Here is a 19,288-nt window from a genome sequence, read left to right as displayed (position 1 = left end):
TAATTATAATGAGCCATAGTGCTCATCATCTACTTCTTCAAGCCATTCGGTTGAAGTGTCCTCGCCGGGAACTTCAATGGCAATATGGCTGAACCATGAATCCTTCTGGGCACCGTGCCAATGCTTTACGCCGGGTTTTATTTCAACAACACTTCCAGGTTTAAGTTCAACAGCCGGAGAGCCCTCTTCCTGATACCATCCCTTTCCTGCAGTGCACAGCAGAATCTGGCCTCCGCCGGATTTGGCATTGTGAATGTGCCAGTTGTTTCGACATCCAGGCTCGAATGTGACGTTGGCAACAAAAGCCAAAAAGTCATTCACGTCAACCAGCGGGTTGAGATAGGACTGGCCTATGAAATATTCTGCATATGCGTCGTTTGGAGCACCTTTTTTAAAAATATTTTCCTTATCAAAATCAGACATGAAATCACCATAAATGTTGATATTCGCAACAATCTATGTTGTATAAAAAAATCCGAAGCTACGGCAGTGCAACTTCGAATCCCATTTTTCACGACTTGTTAATTAGTCATGTTAATATTACTCACTCATCTAATATAAAGGTAAAGGTTAAGTAAAAAATATATTACAAAAATCAAAAAGTCACGACTCCATCAAGAACAATATCTGAAATGAAAAATTGATTTAAACCAGTTAAAAAAACATAAATAAGCACAATAATGCCGTTTAAGTCAAAATGAACTTTGAATGAAATATGAAAACATTATAAGCAAAGTCAAACAAAAGGAAAGATTAACAGAAACATGAGCATTTGATATTGCATTTGTTTCCAAAATCATCTCTTCCAAAATGTTCCAGATAATCATAAATCCAATTTAAAACTGGATACTGGAGGTCTGATTTTAAAACGCACACCAAACACGAAAAAACAGAACTATAGGAGGATAAGCATGAGACACATGGAAAACAAAACCGAACACCCCTCATACGACGAATACATTGACATACTCTTTGAAAAAATCAAATCACAATCAAACGAAATAAGAAAACTATACAGCACCCACAAGGAATACAAAAACAAAACCAGACAGCTAAACGAGCTGAAAGACCTAACACCAGATGCAAGAAAAATAATCAGCACAATGATGTTACTCTAAAAAATATCCTCGCACCACAGCAGCCCAAAAAAAACACAAGCGAGGAAAAACAATGAGACACATAGAAAACGAAATCGAAAAACTCGTATACTACGAATACGGATACATACTCGATAAAAAAGATGAAGTGCTCGATGCACAGGAAAAACTACTAAAAGCACACGAAAACCTAATTAAATCACCAGAAAATCTAAAAACGCAAACAGACCTGATTAAAGCAAAAGAAAAACTGATTAAGACACAGGAAAATCTGATTAAAATACAAACAAGCGAAATAAAAAGACTCGAAAACATCAACAATGAATTCAAAAACAAAGTCAAACAGCTAAACGAACTGGAAGATCTAACACCAGAAGAGAGGAAAATAATCAGCGAAATGATGCTGCTTTAAACACTCATCATACAATTTATAGTCAAAAGCAGCAAAAAAATAGTTTTAAAGAGCAATTTTATTGTAAGGGGGTTGAAATCCCCTATAACTTAAATCCGGTTCCGACAAACTGGGCAACGTCACGTCCCAGGTCATCCTCAACATCCACAATGACGATTGAAGATGTGCGGCCGCTTTTTCTGCATCTTGCACGGGCAATCAGCTTTTCGCCCTTTGGAGCGGACAGGTAATTGATGCTCACCTGCTGGGCAACGGTCAGCTGATGGATCTGATTTGACACCACAGCAAATGCAAAATCGCATAATGTAAATATTGCACCGCCCATGACTCCTCCGTAAGCGTTCTTGTGATCGTCTGTCACCTTCAGACTGCAAACGGCTTCGTCTTCTGTAAGTTCATCAAGTGTAATTCCCATATTTACTGCAAACAAGTCCTTGTAGAAAAACTCCCTTGCGACTTCCACGTTTTCAAAGTTAGCCATCTTAACACCTATGGATAATATGTCAGTTATCACTTAAAAAAATAGCCACCGATTAAACAAAATCACAACAGTGATGAAAATATTTTGTGAGATATACATTGGCAAAATGAAAACATTCGAAATAATTGAAAGATGAATGTTAATGTAAAACCACACCAAGAATAATCAAAGTTAATTCCAAAAACATTAAAAATATTCACCATATATTTAATCTGGTGGAAGCAAATCACTGACCCTCGGACAGATTGGATTAAAAAACATTTTCCCGAAAATCCCAGAACCATTGCAAAATCATGTTACAAAAACACAATTTAGCTTTAATCGGAAAAACAAGGCGAAATTCACGAATAGTTTATATAACATTTCAACAATAATATTATATCAAGTGATAACATGGATAGAAAAGAAATGATAATTGCAGGAGTAGTAGTCGTCATTGCAGTTGTCGTGGCCGGAATAGTGTTTGCTCCCTCAGACGTGGCAAAGCATACTACATTGGACGTCCTGAACAAGGGGGATTTTGGAGAAAACAGTACAATTTACGTTAAGCTGACAGACGATGAAAAATCAGCCCTAAGCGGCAAGACAGTTCACGTTACTCTCAAGGACCAAAAGGGAAAGGTCGTCTACAACAAAACCGTTAAAACACATGCGACAGGAGTGGCACTTGCCAAACTGAACAGCGTTCCTGCAGGAGAATACACTCTCAACGTAACCTTTGACGGCGACGGAAACTACACAGCAAGCAGCATTTCACAGAAAGTGACAGTCAAAGGGGAAGTGGTTGAGGACATTGTGGACAACTCCACACTGATTCAGGACACACTCGACGATGATTCAGCAAGTCAGGACACATCATACAACTCATATCAACAAAGCACATACACTCCGTCACAGTCCCAGTCTTCAAGCAGCTCATCATCCTCATCAAGCAGCGATTCAAGCGCAGACACCTATTATGATGAGAACGGAAACGAGATGCTTCCTGAATATGACGAGGACGGAAAACAGGTAGCTCCGTTCTAGATTCCCAAAATTCACTTTTGGGAAAACCTTCTATTTTTTTAAAAAAAAAGTTTAAAATGTGAAAAACAACCCCGTCATGAATAAAAACTCAAAAACACAACAGGGTCATCGCTCACATCGGAATTTTGTCATACTAGCTTTTATTTGAAAAATCTGTTTTCAAAAAGATTATAACAAATAAAAAGGCATATGTCCCACCCAGCCCGTCCTAAATATTTCCAATCACTTGAAAATACACATTGTTTCATCCCTGTTCATGTCATGGTAAAACTCACCGTGACCTCCGTCAAAGTCAATCACGCGAACCATGTCATAAATCTCATCGCCCAAACCTGAATCGATCTCCTCCAGCACATTCGGATAGTCGAAAATCATGTCCCTGTTAAACTCAATCTTTTTCTCGTTTTCAAACAGTGCCCCGTAGTATATCTCCGCCTCGACCAGGTCCTGGAACATGTGGCTTCCAAAGGAAAGCTCCGGCATGTATCCGACCTCGCTGTATGACTCCTCAAGTATCGCATTGAAGTAGCTGATGTCTGCAAAAACGACCGGAATTCCAAGCTCTGGAGAGGAAGTTCCGATCCTTCCGGGAACTATGAGAATTGCCGTCTTGTCGTTGTCCCTGCAGTATGCGTTCACGTTGTTTATAACGCGGGAAATTGAACTCTTTTGAGCATAAGGATATTCGTAGTACCTGTGAGGGTCAACGTAACATACGACATCCACCCTGTTCTTTCTTGACATTCCCATTGACGAATCCCTGATGTGGAAGAATACGTTCTTGTCTTCCGGCATTTCAATGTCCTCGTCGTTTGTTGAAACCTGAAGAGGCCTGCACTGCAGCAGGTTTATGTTGAATGAGCCGTCCTCACCGACATTTATTGTGTATTCGATGTCAACGGGATAGTCATATGCAGTCTGCAGGGTGTTTAGAATCTCCTTCATAACTTCAATAAATTCCGAATTCTTCACAAGCCCTTCGCAGTTGACAAATACTATCTCTCGGCGCTGTCCACGTTCTCGAAACATGCTTTCGGCTTCACGGTCATGCTCGACCAGGATTTTTTTGGCATATCTCGGAATGACCTCCAAACCGTCATCGATGCGGATGTCATGCAGGATCCTGTTTTGCAGGTCGATGACGTCAAGATAGTGCTGTGAGTACCTGTGCTTTTCCTTCATGTCCTTCATCATGGTTATCTCTGGCTTGTCAAGATTGACAATTCTCGGATAATCCTTTTTTGTCCTGTCCACAGCCTTTGTACCAAGGCCCATCACCAGCCTCAGCATTCCCTTGCTGTTGTCCATGTCCGGAAGTGGGGAATACGGACTGTATGAAAATCCGACGCCTGCAGCGGTCGGAAAGAGGTAATCGCCGTAATATGAACCTGAAACCCTCTGGACGAGAAGAGCCATCTGCTCGTCTGCATCGTCAAGGCCGTTGAGCTTTCTGTATTCCAGTGCGGAAATGTTCATGGTACTTGCATAAACCACCTTTACGGCATCCTCAAAGGCTGCCAGACGCTCTTCAAGAGAGCCCCTGTTTACGCAGAACACAGATTCGTATTTTCCGGCAAAAGCGTTTCCGTATCCGTCCTCAAGAAAACTGCTTGAGCGCACAATAATCGGGTTCTGTCCGAAGTAGTCAAGGATATGAATGAACTCCTTTTTTATCTCCTCGGAAAAGACGCCGTTTTTAAGTCCTTCCTCAAGCTTTTTGCCGTATTCGTAATAGCCTTCCTCAGTTCTCTGCTTTACGCGAAGGTCCCACAAATCATTTGAAACTATATAGGTATAGAACAAGTCAGAACCTATGTAGAATGAATCGTCAGGTTCGAAAACATTGTTGTAGAGCTCAGGAGAGTTCTTCTCGATGATTTTTCTTGCAAGAAGCATACCGCAGGACTTACCTCCCACAAGACCGCTTCCCACACGTCGGTCGTAGATTGTAGTATAGTCCTCAAAGGTGAAGTATTCCTTGATTTTGGAAAGCATCCTCTCATCCTTGGTCATCATGAGCTCGCAGATCTTGTCGCACTCGTCATCGACGTTTTCACCGCTGTCATGCTTCATCCTCACCTGAATCATGTATCGCTCCCAGCTGTCAAGAATCTGGCCGTTCTGGTACTTGTCGGAATCGTTGACAGTCTTGTAGTACCTGCTCACCTCATGGCCGTCCTGGAGAACCTTGACCGAACCAGTCTGGGGATTGAACTTATGTCCCAGAAACATGGTCTGGGAGTACCTGTTCCAAACCTTGAGAGGAGAGACGTAGACCTCGTCGGGAGAGTTTGAATATACATTAAGGAAGAGCTGTGTTGTTTCACGGATTTTTGCTATGGCATCATAGGAATGCCTTCCCCGAATAATCGGGAAAAAGGCCACGGTGTCGAGCTGGAAGAGAAACGGACATGTGACCTTGAAGAAATTTCCCATCATCAGGTCGGTAGACCATACCGCCTGAAGGTCGCTCAGGCAGTCAAACACGTAAAATGCGTCAAATCCTTCCTTTTCGATGATTCTGTGAACCTCGAGGGTGAATGTCTCAAACTGATTGTAGGGATTCACCAGATATATCTTGATTCCGTCACGCTCGATCATGCAGAACTCGGTGTCCGGATTTAACTGCTCCAGCTCAAGCAGCCTGAAATCCTCGTCAGTCATATCTATCAGAGGAGGGTGATTGGCGAACCGGATGTATATCAAGTTTCTCTCATCCTCCTTTGCCTGTTTTATGTAGGGATTGACAAAGTATGAAAACTCGTTGAGGTTTGTGACGTTCCACACAACGTTGTCCCCCAAACGGATGTTGTCCAAAGCGCTGTCAAGCCCGGGAATTCCTGATTTAACTCTGTCGAATGCAGCCATAACAATATCTCCTAATCATTAAATAATCCTAACCTCTAACCATAGGCACTCCGGTAAGCTGGGAAGCCTCCACTGTCAGTGCAACAAGATCCTGACGCTCAAGCTTTTCGATGTCAGTGTTTCCTGCCTGCTGAGTAAGGGAGGTTACCTCCTGAGTCATTGCCTCAATATAATTTGCAACCTGCTGGCCTTTTCTTATAGGATCAAGCCTTCTTCTAAGCACCCTGTCCTGTGTTGCGATTCCCTTAGGGCATATTCCCTCAGAACAGCTCTGACAGACCTTGCATCCTATGGAAATCAGTGCGGAAGTTGCAATGTATACCGCATCTGCACCTAAAGCAATCGCCTTTGCAACGTCAGCACCTGACCTTATTCCTCCTGCAGCAACAAGGCTCACCTCGCTTCTGAGATTAATGTCCTTTAAGGCGTCATCGGCCTTCACGATAGCTTCAATGGTCGGAATACCTGCATGCTCGGTTACGACCTCAGGTCCTGCACCGGTTCCTCCCTGCATACCGTCGACCACAATGATGTCGGCACCGGCCTTAGCAGCGATTTTAACGTCCTGCTCGACCCTTCCTGCAGCGAATTTTACTATAATCGGCACTTTCCAGTCTGTGATTTCACGAAGCTGGTCGATTTTCATACCCAAATCCTCAGGCCCGACAATGTCCATGTGCCTTGCAGGGCTCAATGCGGAGGTTCCCTCAGGAATGTTTCTCACCCTTGCAACCTCGGCGGTTACCTTGTGGGCTAGAAGGTGTCCTCCCATACCGGATTTTGCTCCCTGACCTATTTTTATTTCAACAGCTTCCGCATTGTTTAGATAGCTTGCGGACACTCCGAAACGGCCTGATGCATACTGTGCAATGAGCTTGTCTGCAAAATGTCTTTCTTCGGGAAGCATTCCGCCTTCACCGGTGTTTGCAATTGAACCGACCTTGCTGCTTCCGATAGCCAGTGCTATTTTTGCCTCCTTGCTTAAAGCACCAAAGGACATTGCCCCTATCATGATTGGGGTGTCAATCTCAATCGGGTTTTCGGCAAACCTGTCACCAAGCACAACAGAAGTCTTGCAGGGCTCCCTGTATGAGTCGATCGGTGGCCTTGACACCTGAGCCGGCAATATGCTCAAATCATCGAAGGTAGGAATCTTTCGGGTGAGACCGCATCCCCTTACCTTGTATGAGCCTGTCTGGCTTTTGCGTTTAATCTCAACCATTGTTGAGTTTGACCATACGCCACGTCCCTCATCTGCAAGAGGCCTTACGTATATTGCATGTGTCGGACACATTTCCTCACAGATTTTACATCCCACACAGTTTTCCTGGCGTATAGGAAGAGGCTCGTCATTGATTACCTCATATACGTCATGAGGACAGTTTGAATAGCAGCTGTAACAGTTCTTACATGCTGACTGTTTAGGGTTGTCGCACAGATACCAGCAGCATCCCGGACGGTTGTTGTTCTGTTTGCATATCTCTATTTTACGCTCAACGGTAAATGACATCTAGTTCACCTCCCCTTCCATGTCTTTCAACGGCTTGAATACCGGACATACAGAATATTTTGTTCCTCCGGATTTCACAACCTCGTCAATGGCGCTTGTTATCTTTGCATAGGGTTTCCATGCAAGATCGTCCTTCTTGTCCACAACCAGCGCTTCGCTTACAATCTTGTTTGAGAGAAGATAGTCAATCAGTGTTGTGACGACGGATCCGTCCTGACCCTGGGTGTGCTTAATGGATTTGACCGAAAGGACCTTTATGAAATCGCCAATCGGTTTTGAATTGTCATTGCGCAAATCCTCATGGATGAATGTTCTCGGACAGACCCTGAAGCAGAGATGGCAGTTTTCAGGGCATTCCCCTCTCATTATCGGTTTTGTGTCGTCTATTTTTATCAGATTCTCAGGACAGACGTATTCACATGCTCCGCAAAGAACGCATGCACCAACGTCGATTACATTGGATTTCAAGTCTGTAAAATCGGACTCCATGATGTCCTTGTTGATTGAAGAGTCTGACTTTTGTCTCTGATACAGTACGGGACGTGCGAGAAACTCCCTTCTTTCAATGTTTTCAAGGTTTTTAGAAATCTTGTTTTCTGCAAGTTTATTCAGAAGAGCAAACTGGGACTCATTAAAATCCTTTGCCTTAATGAATTCCTGCTCAATTGCCCCGTTGACAATTTCTTCTCCTTTTTCAGTCCTGATTATAAGTGTTGACCAGCCGTCCTCGGAACCGATGGAACCAATTGAGATGTCTGATGTCTCGGATGTTAGCTCAACGCAGATGCTGCAGTTTTTTCTGATTATCCTTTTGGCCACGGACAGCGGTATCTTTACGGTCTCCTTGGTTTTAAGCAAAAGGAATACGAATCCTTTCTCAATCTGGAATTTGTCAATGTCATCCATCTTAAGGTCGTATTCCTCCAGGAGATTTTCAAAGTATTTGTATGAGAAGTTTTCCATACAGAATAAGCCCAGTTTAACATCAATAGGGCTGTCAGTGTAATATTGCAGTTTGGATGCTGCCATAATTTCACATGGTGTTCCAACCATTGCTATTTTGTGTTTGCTCATTTTATTAGCTCCTATTGCGCATTAACAATTTTTTTAAAGTTTGCATATTCAACATCTTCCAGGTCAAAACCGTATTTGCCGAGAATTTCCCTAAGCTCATCTTGATCTCTAACGGTGGTCTTTTCCATGACGGCATTCTTTCCCAGGCTTTTGACATCACCAAGAACGTAAATGGTTCCCCTCATGATTGACTCGCCGACATCATCGGTAACGTCACCTAAAATTATGAGCCTGCCCCCCATCATGAGAAGTCCTGTCATATATCCGCTGTTTCCGCCGATGATTACGGTTCCGCCCTTCATGATTTCTCCTGTTCTTGAACCTGTGCTTCCTTTAACTATTACGGTTCCGCCGTAGATTCCCTGTCCTGCACCGTCTCCTGCAGTGCCTTCAATAATGAGTTCGCCTTCTGTCATGTTGTCTCCGGCAAACCATCCCGCATTTCCTGAGATGTGTATCCTTGCCCCGTTGACCATGGTTCCGACAAAATATCCTGCAGAACCGTTGATTTGAATGTCAATGTCTTCGCTGAGGCCTGCACAGATGTTGTGTCCGGATTCGGGGTTTTCGATGACGAGCCTATCATACAGCGGAGCCTGTTTTTTTATGGTACGGTTCAGTTCCTTTGCATCCATATCCTTTGCATCAATAACATATTCTTTCATTGCAAGGCCCCCTAAATTGTATAAGCCCTGGTTTCTCCAGGAGCAATCTGTTCAATCTGGTCTGAATCTATAACATCATGCAGCGCCATTTCCTCTGAAGCTATTGCAAATATCTCATCGGTTTCAGCCATGACTCCCGGCCGTAGACCAAGCTTGTCCTTTGCAATTCCTATTCCGTTAGGTGTTCCCACAAGTATTGAAAAAGGACCGTCCAAATCAATGACTGCCTCTTCCAGAGCCTCCTCGAGCTTGTAGCCCTGATTGAGCTTGTCTGCCATATAATGGACAATGCATTCGGTATCGTTGAATGACTCGAAAATGTGTCCTTTCCTTTCAAGGGGATCCCTGATTTTCCAGTAGTTGGTAATCTGGCCGTTGTGCACCACGGTTATGTCAGGTATGATGTAGCTTTGATAAGGGTGTGCGTGATACCTGTCAACACCGCTTTCAGTTGCAAAACGGGTGTGGCCTATCCCATGGGTTCCCATCCTTGAGGAAACGTCAAAACGCTCTGCAATGTCTTTTACCTTTCCGACGTCCTTTATCATTTCAAATGAGTGTGAACCGTTGATTACCCTCACGTTTTCAAGCTCATCGATTTCACGTATACACGGCTTTAAAAGAGAATACTCGTCAAGAGCGATTTTGCATTTGTATACGTCAGAATCCCCAACGGATTCTATCAGTTCTTCCTCGTATATCTGACTGAACTGAGTCAGTAATGATTTTAAATTGTCTAATGTTCCTTTTCTCCTGTTCACTTCAATGTTTAACTGATAATAATTTTCAGAAAAATTCAATCCTCCGTAGATTGCATAGCCTGCTGAATCCGGACCCCTGTGCTGTAGGGATTCCAGCATGGATGTCAAAGCGCTGCCTACAGGGTGAGTTTTTTTATCCTTGTATATTACACCTGCTATTCCGCACATTTTTAAACCTCCATTAAAAATAATCTGCGAAAGCACGTATCAAACTTAAAATTCCGCAAATAAGTTTACAATATGCCTAAATAATAATCATGATTTGTGAATTTTCACATATGCCCCAATAACTCTCATAACCTACAATATGCCCAAACAGTAACAAAATTCCAAAAATGTACTGATTGGCAGTCAAATAACCTCATTGACCGCCAACTGATTCGATGATAAAATGATCAGACGTTCAAGTATTCATCACGTTCATAGTCGAATACCTGTATTCTGTATGCGTCCCATTCAGCCCTTTTGATATTGTAGAACTGATTGAAGACCTTTTCACCAAGAGCATTCTTGATTACGTCATTTTCCTCCAGTGCATGGTATGCTTCCCATAAACTGGTAGGCAAGCTTGAAATTCCTTTCTCAGCAATCTCGTCTTCGGAAAATGCGAAAAGGTTTTCCTCGGTAGGTTCGCCAGGATCAATCTTGTTGTCCATACCGTCCAGCCCAGCCTCAAGCAATACTGCAAATGCAAGGTAAGGGTTGCATGAAGGGTCTGCGGACCTGCATTCGATTCTGGTACCCAATCCACGGGATGCAGGAATCCTTAACAGGGTTGACCTGTTTTTGAAACCGTAAGCGATGTAGCATGGTGCTTCATAACCCGGAACAAGACGTTTATAGGAGTTGACTGTTGGAGACAATATTGATGATAAAGCCGGAGCGTGCTTAAGCAATCCTCCGATGAAGTACAATGCCTCCTGAGAAATCTGGTTTTCTGTATCAGGGTCATAGAAGATGTTTTCCCCATCCTTGAAGAGACTCTGGTTACAGTGCATTCCGCTACCGTTGATTCCTAAAAACGGTTTTGGCATGAATGTTGCCTTGAAGCCTAATTTGTTGACCAGCGCTTTGACAGCTTCCTTGAATGTTATTACTGCATCAGCTGTTTTTAAAGCGTCTGCATACTTGAAGTCCACTTCGTGCTGACCTGCTGCAACCTCGTGGTGGCTTACCTCAACGTCAAAGTCGAGCTTTTCAAGACCCAATACGATTTCCCTTCTGATATCGGTACCCTGGTCGAGAGGTTCCACATCAAAATACTCAGCCTCGTCGGCAGGGACATAATTTCCGTTTTCATCTTCTGTTATGATAAAGAATTCAGGTTCAGGACCCATGTTGAACTGATATCCTCTTTTTTCTGCCAATTTCAGGGATTTTTTAAGTACTCCTCTTGGATCTCCATCATATGGTTTTCCTTCGGTTGTGAAAATATCACATATAAATCGACTGGTACCTTTTGATTCAGGCCTCCATGGGATTGTTGAGAATGTGTTGATGTCCGGTTTTGCAAGAAGGTCACTGTCATTGATTGAAGCAAGTCCTGCCACTGATGATCCGTCGAACAATAATCCGTCATTCACTATGTCTTCAATATCATTCGCCTTTTTAAGAGGCACTGCCATGCTTTTTGGCAGTCCATGAATGTCTGAAAACTGCAATTTCAAAAATTTTATATCGTTTGCATCGATTGTCTTAATTATCTGGTCTAATTTATTATCTTTTGCTGACATTTTTTCACATCATTTCAATACATTGCCCACTTGTTGAATAATATGGAAAGTGGAAAACCATTTTGACTAAATGAATTTAATTAAATACACAGTCGGAAGGAAACTTCCTTCCGACTAATAGTATATAATCAAAGATATATAAATGTTTTGAAAATAATCGAAAAATGTAAACTAAACCATTCATCAAGCAGTGACGACATGTATTTTTTACATAGGAGTAAATGAAAAAAATATTACATAAATTTGCGATAAATAAAGCAGAATTAGATAAAAATAAGCAATAAAAAATAAAATCACTCCACCAAAGAAGTGAAGCGCCTAATGAAAAAACTAAAAAGATATAAAATCATCTTTTGACTGTTAAGCAGTTCTTAACAACACAACCATTATAGCTGGTTTTGATTGTATACTTGCCGACTTTAAGATTTTTCGGAATATTGAAAGTTGCAATTCCTTTTGAATTTGTCTTTACAGTGTAGGTCTTGCCCTTGAGTGTTATCTTGATATTTTTCTTTTGAAGTGACTTGCCGTTGAGCTTGACCAGCCTTACAGTGAACTTTGAGGATTTCTTATATTTCTTTGAGACATCCTTTGTCTTGAAGAGCGGCTTGACAGTGACCTTATGCTTGGAGGTAATGTTGCCCGCATATGTCTTTACGACATATTTTCCAGGCTGAGCTTTAAACTTGAAGCTGGCATAGCCGTTTTCATTGGTTTGAGTCATGATTTTCTTGCCATTGAAAATGAAAGTGACGTTTATTCCCTTGCCGACTGAATCACCGACAGGATTGATAACCCTAACCCAATATACATTTTTGGTGGAATAGAAAACATTGACATCCCTGCTTATAACTGAATCTGGTGTAACTCGAGTCTTTTTAACAAAATTGATGAAGTCTATGAATTCTGAGGAATTCTTCCCGTCGCATGTGCCGTTTTGAACATCATCTACAAAGTTAACCGGAGGTGCCTTTGGCTGCGGATTGTATTTCTCCATAAAAGCCGCAGGATCTTTTACAAATTCATCCCACCAAGAATCAAATCCTGAAGGTTTTAAAATCGAATAATCATCCTGAGCCGGATTTGCGCCTGAAGCATTACCTCTCAGGTCAGTGACATTATTCCCATGAAATTCAACGCTGAAATCATTATCGCCATGACTTTTATTTGAAGGGATATGAACCACATTTCCGTTTTCATCCAATCTCCAATCGCCAATATCGAAATTAAGATCATCTGAACTGTTTTCTGCATCTGAAATGGAATTATCATCAGAAGAATAAGTCAAATCTGTTGAATTATCCTCTGCAAAAACAGTGGATGTGCTTAAAATCAAAAATAAAGAAAATAAAAAAATTACCTTAATCAATTTACCATTCATAAATATCATATATATTTTACATCATCAAGGTATTTAATATTTTTGAACCATAACATATTATTTATTATCATATGATGATTTGATGAGTTGAGGGCATTTTAAGAATTTATTGAACTTCTCCGGATTGTAGGAGACTGAGAATTCTTGCACAATAAGATTAAAAAATAAACAATGACATATACATTATGCAAGAATTAAGTGGAACCTCCCTACTTTTCTAAATTTCATCATCCAATAAGAAATCAATAATGTTTTTATGTTTAATTCCATCCCGAGACATGTCAAATTCATCCATGCTTAAAACATAAGCATCATACTTATCCGGAACATCCATTAACGGTGAAAATTCTCTTTCAATTGTTTCGGAAGAAGATAAAATATATGCTACTTGAACATATATCTTATTGTCATGTTTTTCACAAACAAAATCTATTTCCTTATTACGAATCTTTCCAATTTTTACAGAATAACCCCTTCTAACTAATTCGTTGAAAACAACATTTTCCAAAATCCTGCCTAACCAGTTATTGTTATTGTCAACCAATGCATGGTGGAAACCTTGATCTGTCAAATAATATTTTTCTTCAGTTTTTAGTATTTTTTTACCCAAAATATCCTGACGTCTTACCATTTTGCAGAATAATGAGTCTTTAAGATAATCCGTGAAATTTGAGATAGTATTACGTGTTGTTCTTTTATTTTCACTTTTTAGATAATTTGTAATACTGGTTTTAGAGAAAGTTTGTCCAGTAGAATTCATTAGATAATGTGAAAAACGTTTAAATAAATCAATTTCATTTATAGTGTATCTTGAGAGAATATCATGAACAATTATTGAATCATAAATGTCTTGAAGAGCATTGATTTTTGTATCATCATCTCTTATCGCAAGCAAACCAGGCATACCTCCAAATAACAGATATTCATTAAATTGTTTTTTAATGAATTCCCCGTCTAATTTTATTTTATCAATTTCCCTGCGGTATTGCAATACCTCTTTAAATGAAAATGGATACAAACTGATTTTAATATATCTTCCAGCAAGAAGGGTAGCCAATTCATTTGACAATAGTTTTGAATTGGATCCTGTAATGTAAATATCACAATCAAATGAAGCCCTATAAGAATTGATGGATTTTTCCCAGGATTCAACCTGTTGAATTTCATCAAAAAGAAGATATATTTTGCCTTCAATGTTGCTTGTTAGATTTAATACAGTTTCATCTAACTGTTCGGATGTGAAAATATTTTTATATTCAACCAATTCAAATGAGATATAAATAATATTCTCTTTTTTTATACCTTGATTTTGAAGCTCTTCAATTATGCTTTTAAGTAAAGAAGTTTTGCCACATCTTCGAAGCCCTACAATAACCTTAATGAAATCCGTTCCAAAAAGATTTCGAATTTGATTTAAATACAACTCCCGTTTAATCATTTAAACACACCCATATAACATTATATCAAATACAATATTTAATGCTTTCTATATAGAGCATTATTAAATTTTTTAATATATACTGCTTTATATACAAATCATTATTATAAAATTTTAATATTACTGATTTCCAAAAGAAGCATAAATAAAACTATAATTAAAATTTATTTATTATCTAAAAATATTATAAAATTTTTTGAAGTGTGACAATGCACAAAAACACACCCAATAATCAAAAATAGCTTAAAATAAAGAAGAATTAATAATCTATAAATAGAAATATCTAAAAATTTTATAATACTAAATGAAACCTGAATAAATTAAAAAAAGAAAAAATAAACCTGGAAATCTATTTTTATCCTCTAAAAGTTCATATTGCACTTCAGGATTATTTTCTGATGGCATCTAAATCAACCTTTCTAGTGCCAGTATAATCCCCATTTTCAAAAAGTCTGATTCTTTCATTATAGTAATCTGCTTCTTCATCACTTAATTCTTCAAAATACATTTTTTCATACGCCTCGATTAATCTAGCTATAATGTCATTATATGTTTCGGATTTTAAACCTAAATGAGATAGCTTTATGTGAATTTCTTCACTACACTATTGTTTTCAAAAACTATACTAATTTTCCCAAATAGCGTGAAGCTTTCGGAGATATTTCAATTAATTTTTTAACTACTTCAGCAGATGAAGCCTCATCAAAGCTTTCTCCTTCAAGTGCATGACCAATCTCATCCAATTCATCATCAGACAGGGAATATACATATTCCTGCACTTTTTTATATGCTTCATTATCATAGCTAAGTTCTTCACGAACCATGTTATCATAAAATTTTAAGAATTTTTTAGAGCAATCCTCTTTAATAGCCTGAGCGGCTACCTGACCGGCACACTTTCCACCAATCATGCCTGGAACAATTCCTTCACCGGTTAATGGGTTTACCTGACCTGCTGCATCCCCGACAACCATAATATTGTCGTCATAAATTTTTTCAATCATTCCCCCGGCGGGGTCTCCTCCAACATTTAATTCAACAGCCTGAGCATTTTTTAAGTATGGGGACTTGGCGACAAAATCATCGAGGTATTCTTTAGCTGTTTTTTCTGCTTTGTGTGAAAAAAGCCCTAAACCGACATTTGCGATGTCATCTCCTTTAGGGAAAATCCAAGCGTATCCTCCGGGAGAACATGACCCAAAATAAAATTCAATAAACCCCTGTTTTTCAAATTCGACATTACACATTTCATATTGTACACAGGACCCCATTTCTTTTGCTTTTGCAGCAGGCCTAAGACCTGCCCATCTTGCGACATGCCCTTCAACACCGTCAGCTGCAATCAGTATTTTACATTTGAAATCCTGTTTTTTACCCATGGATTCTGTTTCAACAATAAAACCGTTTTCAATTTTTTCAATACCAGTTACTAAAGTTTTAATTCTGATTTCGGCACCTGCTCTTGCGGCATCCATAGCCATGTGTTTATCGAATACTTTTCTTTCAAGGACACAATCTGCTTCGGAAGGATCTGTTTGATCTTTTGGTAACCAGAGGTCTGTTCCGTCCGGTGTTTGAATTCTTATACCCCAAATTTTTTTGGCAATCCAAAGAGGGGAAAGCTCGATTCCCAATTTTTCCAGACCTTTAACCGGCACATCTTCAGCACATCTTTTCGGTGAACCTATTTCAGATTTTTTATCCATTAAAATAACTTTTGCTCCACCTAATGCAGCGTGTTTTGCTGCACTGGAACCTGCCGGTCCGGAACCAACAACTATTACATCAGTTTCAATCATATAATCATTCCTCTTTTTCTAAAGCATCAATAGGGCATGCTTTAATGCATGTATCACAATCTTTACAGTCGTCATCGTTAAAGACCAATGAATATTCTCTAACTTGAATCAAATTTCTTGGACATACTCCTGCACACTCTCCGCAGAATGAGCACCAATCCTTAACTATCATAAAAATCTCCTTAAGTACAAATAATAGTTAAAAATCAGTATTTTGTAATATTTAAAAGTTTGTTAAAAATAGTTAAAGATATTATAAGAAAAGAGTCTGTAAAAAAAGAAAAAATAAACAAGGAAATCTATACGATTTCTTGTGGGAATATGGTGATACCTCCTACTTTCAAAAATCAATCATCCAAGGAATATTCTGCAATGATTTTTTCAAAAATATTTTCATCAAATTCCAAACCCTTCATTTGATGAAACGCACGTAACCTATCTATTCCAGTCAAGGTGTAAGGATCATTAATCCTTTCTCGAATTTTTTCATGTTCAACGTCAGTAGGTTTTTTTTGACAAGAGAAACTAACAGAACAATTTTTTGATTTAATTGACATCATTATACACCTTTTTAATTAATTGTATATCATTTATATTTTTATCATTTATATAATTTAATAATGTGACCCCATATATCAAATCACACATGTCTTCCGATTTTGTATTATCAGAATATAACCTATCACAATATTCTTGACAGGAATTCAAAAACATCTTTGCTGCAAACTTAAAATCCATGTTTAAAACAGGGTGAACACCTTTAGCTTTTAAAATCCATAATTCATTCACACTTGCAATCAATTCAAAATCTTCAAACCCCCTCATCAAAATACCAAAATTTTTATCAGAAGGAGGAGAATAAACATCAGCAGGATGATTATGAATAGATGCAATATGATACCCTTCAAATTTATCTCCATCAAAATCTAATGAAACATTATCCTTCCCCCCACTAACACCTTTTAGAATTTCACCAGTTATGTAATCAAAATATATCACCCATTCAAAATCAAGAAAACAAGTCTTTTTTATAAACTCATCAACCGTTTTAAAAGCACCTTCACCAAATTCAGAAGGCAAATCCGAGGGTTTAATAGAAGCAACATTATTAATTTTCAATTTTTCGTAATGTTTTAAATCGACATCAACATTCACCAAATTAGTTAACAAAACTAAAATACATACAATAATATTCTTTATTTTCATGACATTAATTTTAATTTAAATATTAAATAAGGCTTTATTTTTAAATTAAATAGAAATTAACTTAATAGATGGTTTTTTAAAAGCAATTTTACAGTATAAAATTAATTTTACACATTTAGTTCAATTTTGATGAAAATTTAGTCCAATCATTTCAAAACACGATAAACCAAATATTGCCACCACTTACAAATACTACAAAATCAAATATGAACAGCGAAATAAAAATACATGTTAAGTTAATGAAAAACAAGTTAAAAATTATTTAGTAATCAAATAACAACGTATCCGTCTAAAAAAAAAGAAAAAATAAACAAGGAAATCTATACGATTCCTTGTGCGTTCATAGCGTCAACAACTTTCTTGAATCCTGCAATGTTTGCTCCTGCAACATAGTTTTTGTCCATGTCGTATTCAGCAGCAGCTTCGGAAACGTTTGCAAAGATTGTTTCCATGATGTTTTGAAGTTTGCTGTCAACTTCTTCAAAGGACCAGGATAATCTTTCTGAGTTTTGTGACATTTCAAGAGCGGAAGTAGCTACTCCACCAGCGTTGGATGCTTTACCAGGTGCGAACAATACGCCATTTTCCTGTAAGTATTCGGTAGCTTCAATGGTGGTTGGCATGTTTGCTCCTTCAGCAACAGCAATAATGCCGTTTTCCACTAATGCTTTTGCATCTTCTAATTGCAATTCGTTTTGGGTAGCGCATGGAAGAGCGATGTCAGCTTTAACAGTCCATACACCTTTGCCTTCGTGGTATTCGGCGGATGGTCTTGCTTCTGCGTAAGCGGTTAATCTTTCTCTTCTTACTTCTTTAATTTCTTTTAATAATTCAACGTCAATTCCTTCAGGGTCGTAAATCCAACCTGTTGAATCGGAACAGGTTACAGGTTTACCGCCTAATTGTTGAGCTTTTTCGATTGCGTAAATAGCTACGTTACCTGCACCTGATACGAGGATGGTTTTTCCTGCGATATCAATGTCGTTTGCTTTTAACATAGCGTTTGTGAAGTATAATAATCCGTATCCGGTAGCTTCAGTTCTTGCTAAAGATCCACCGAAGGATAATCCTTTACCAGTTAATACTCCTTCATATAATCCTCTGATTCTTTTGTATTGACCGAATAAGAATCCGATTTCACGACCACCTACTCCAATATCTCCAGCAGGAACATCAGTATCAGCACCAATGTATTTGCATAACTCGGTCATGAAAGATTGACAGAAAGCCATGATTTCTCTGTCGGATTTTCCTTTAGGATCAAAGTCTGATCCACCTTTTCCTCCCCCGATTGGAAGTCCGGTCAAGGAGTTTTTGAAAATTTGTTCGAAACCTAAGAATTTAATAATACCGACGTTTACGGAAGGGTGGAAACGTAATCCTCCTTTGTAAGGTCCGATTGCACTGTTGAACTGTACTCTGTATCCAGTGTTTACTTGTACTTGTCCGTTGTCGTCTACCCAAGGAACACGGAATTTGAATTGTCTTTCTGGATTGGTTAATCTTTCAAGAAGTGCATTTTTTCTGTATTCTTCTTCGTTTTCTTCGATTACAACCCTTAAGGATTCCAATACTTCGCGTACAGCTTGGTGGAATTCCGGTTCTGAAGGGTTTTGTTCAATTATGGTTTCAATTACTTCATCTACGTATGAGAAAAATATTCCTCCAAATATAAATTTAGATTTATTTCAAATATCATTAAATTTTCAAAGTCATATTTAACAATATAGTTAATTATTTGGTGCTTCTCATATTTAAATATTTTTCAATATTTAATGGATTTATAGAATATTATTCAAAAAAATTAAAAATAATCTTAAACATAATACAATAAAAT

The 19,288-nt window shown here is 38.8% G+C and carries 18 protein-coding genes; 3 read left to right on the top strand and 15 right to left on the bottom strand.

What is annotated here, in order from left to right:
• Positions 1-3 precede the first annotated feature (3 nt).
• Positions 4-423: a cupin domain-containing protein gene (locus ACKI30_RS09830; protein WP_407412017.1), complete on the bottom strand. Its 420-nt coding sequence runs from the start codon at positions 421-423 to the stop codon at positions 4-6.
• A gap of 488 nt (positions 424-911) precedes the next feature.
• Between ACKI30_RS09830 and ACKI30_RS09825 the strand changes: the two genes are divergently transcribed.
• Together ACKI30_RS09825 and ACKI30_RS09820 are read left to right on the top strand one after the other, a co-directional pair.
• Positions 912-1,118 (top strand): hypothetical protein, encoded by a 207-nt coding sequence (locus ACKI30_RS09825; RefSeq protein ID WP_292739418.1) that lies wholly within the window; start codon positions 912-914, stop codon positions 1,116-1,118.
• Between the two features lie 52 nt (positions 1,119-1,170).
• Complete coding sequence (locus ACKI30_RS09820; RefSeq protein ID WP_407412015.1) at positions 1,171-1,509, top strand: hypothetical protein; 339 nt, start codon at positions 1,171-1,173, stop codon at positions 1,507-1,509.
• Positions 1,510-1,591: 82 nt separating this feature from the next.
• Here ACKI30_RS09820 and ACKI30_RS09815 read toward each other — a convergent pair whose 3' ends face one another.
• Positions 1,592-1,990, bottom strand: coding sequence for a PaaI family thioesterase (locus ACKI30_RS09815; RefSeq protein WP_407412013.1), 399 nt, complete (start codon positions 1,988-1,990; stop codon positions 1,592-1,594).
• 393 nt (positions 1,991-2,383) lie between these two features.
• Here ACKI30_RS09815 and ACKI30_RS09810 point away from each other — a divergent pair, with 393 nt between their 5' ends.
• A complete protein-coding gene (locus tag ACKI30_RS09810; RefSeq protein WP_407412011.1) occupies positions 2,384-3,016 on the top strand; it encodes an Ig-like domain-containing protein in 633 nt (210 codons plus the stop codon).
• A gap of 222 nt (positions 3,017-3,238) precedes the next feature.
• Here the strand turns inward: ACKI30_RS09810 and ACKI30_RS09805 are convergent, their stop codons facing one another.
• The 13 genes from ACKI30_RS09805 to gdhA all read right to left on the bottom strand — a co-directional run bounded on the left by ACKI30_RS09805 (position 3,239) and on the right by gdhA (position 19,112).
• A complete protein-coding gene (locus ACKI30_RS09805) occupies positions 3,239-5,011 on the bottom strand; it encodes a PEP/pyruvate-binding domain-containing protein (protein ID WP_407412064.1) in 1,773 nt (590 codons plus the stop codon).
• Positions 5,012-5,912: 901 nt separating this feature from the next.
• Positions 5,913-7,394, bottom strand: a complete 1,482-nt coding sequence (locus ACKI30_RS09800; RefSeq protein WP_407412009.1) for a glutamate synthase-related protein — start codon at positions 7,392-7,394, stop codon at positions 5,913-5,915.
• A complete protein-coding gene (locus ACKI30_RS09795) occupies positions 7,395-8,468 on the bottom strand; it encodes a Coenzyme F420 hydrogenase/dehydrogenase, beta subunit C-terminal domain (RefSeq protein WP_407412007.1) in 1,074 nt (357 codons plus the stop codon).
• 11 nt (positions 8,469-8,479) lie between these two features.
• Positions 8,480-9,133: a tributyrin esterase gene (locus ACKI30_RS09790; protein WP_407412005.1), complete on the bottom strand. Its 654-nt coding sequence runs from the start codon at positions 9,131-9,133 to the stop codon at positions 8,480-8,482.
• A gap of 11 nt (positions 9,134-9,144) precedes the next feature.
• Positions 9,145-10,062 carry a glutamine amidotransferase gene (locus ACKI30_RS09785; protein WP_407412003.1) on the bottom strand — a complete coding sequence of 306 codons (918 nt, stop codon included), beginning with the start codon at positions 10,060-10,062 and terminating at the stop codon, positions 9,145-9,147.
• 227 nt (positions 10,063-10,289) lie between these two features.
• A complete protein-coding gene (glnA, locus tag ACKI30_RS09780) occupies positions 10,290-11,627 on the bottom strand; it encodes a type I glutamate--ammonia ligase (RefSeq protein ID WP_407412001.1) in 1,338 nt (445 codons plus the stop codon).
• Positions 11,628-11,973: 346 nt separating this feature from the next.
• The gene (locus ACKI30_RS09775; protein WP_407411999.1) at positions 11,974-12,963 is read right to left on the bottom strand and encodes a hypothetical protein; all 990 of its coding nucleotides are present in this window, start codon (positions 12,961-12,963) and stop codon (positions 11,974-11,976) included.
• A gap of 262 nt (positions 12,964-13,225) precedes the next feature.
• Positions 13,226-14,446, bottom strand: a complete 1,221-nt coding sequence (locus ACKI30_RS09770) for an ATP-binding protein (protein ID WP_292739394.1) — start codon at positions 14,444-14,446, stop codon at positions 13,226-13,228.
• A gap of 620 nt (positions 14,447-15,066) precedes the next feature.
• Complete coding sequence (locus ACKI30_RS09765) at positions 15,067-16,245, bottom strand: geranylgeranyl reductase family protein (RefSeq protein WP_407411997.1); 1,179 nt, start codon at positions 16,243-16,245, stop codon at positions 15,067-15,069.
• Positions 16,246-16,249: 4 nt separating this feature from the next.
• The gene (locus ACKI30_RS09760) at positions 16,250-16,417 is read right to left on the bottom strand and encodes a 4Fe-4S binding protein (protein WP_292744004.1); all 168 of its coding nucleotides are present in this window, start codon (positions 16,415-16,417) and stop codon (positions 16,250-16,252) included.
• Positions 16,418-16,592: 175 nt separating this feature from the next.
• Positions 16,593-16,802, bottom strand: a complete 210-nt coding sequence (locus ACKI30_RS09755; RefSeq protein WP_292739392.1) for a hypothetical protein — start codon at positions 16,800-16,802, stop codon at positions 16,593-16,595.
• Positions 16,792-17,451: a hypothetical protein gene (locus tag ACKI30_RS09750; protein ID WP_407411995.1), complete on the bottom strand. Its 660-nt coding sequence runs from the start codon at positions 17,449-17,451 to the stop codon at positions 16,792-16,794. Before ACKI30_RS09750 ends, ACKI30_RS09755 begins: the two co-directional genes overlap by 11 nt.
• A 320-nt stretch (positions 17,452-17,771) precedes the next feature.
• Complete coding sequence (gdhA, locus tag ACKI30_RS09745) at positions 17,772-19,112, bottom strand: NADP-specific glutamate dehydrogenase (RefSeq protein ID WP_407412062.1); 1,341 nt, start codon at positions 19,110-19,112, stop codon at positions 17,772-17,774.
• Between the last annotated feature and the right edge of the window lie 176 nt (positions 19,113-19,288).

This window comes from Methanobrevibacter sp., assembly GCF_045539575.1.
In the GTDB taxonomy this organism is placed as follows: domain Archaea; phylum Methanobacteriota; class Methanobacteria; order Methanobacteriales; family Methanobacteriaceae; genus Methanocatella.
The sequence above is the reverse complement of the archived record's forward strand: the minus strand, read 5'-3'. Positions and strand labels throughout refer to the sequence as shown.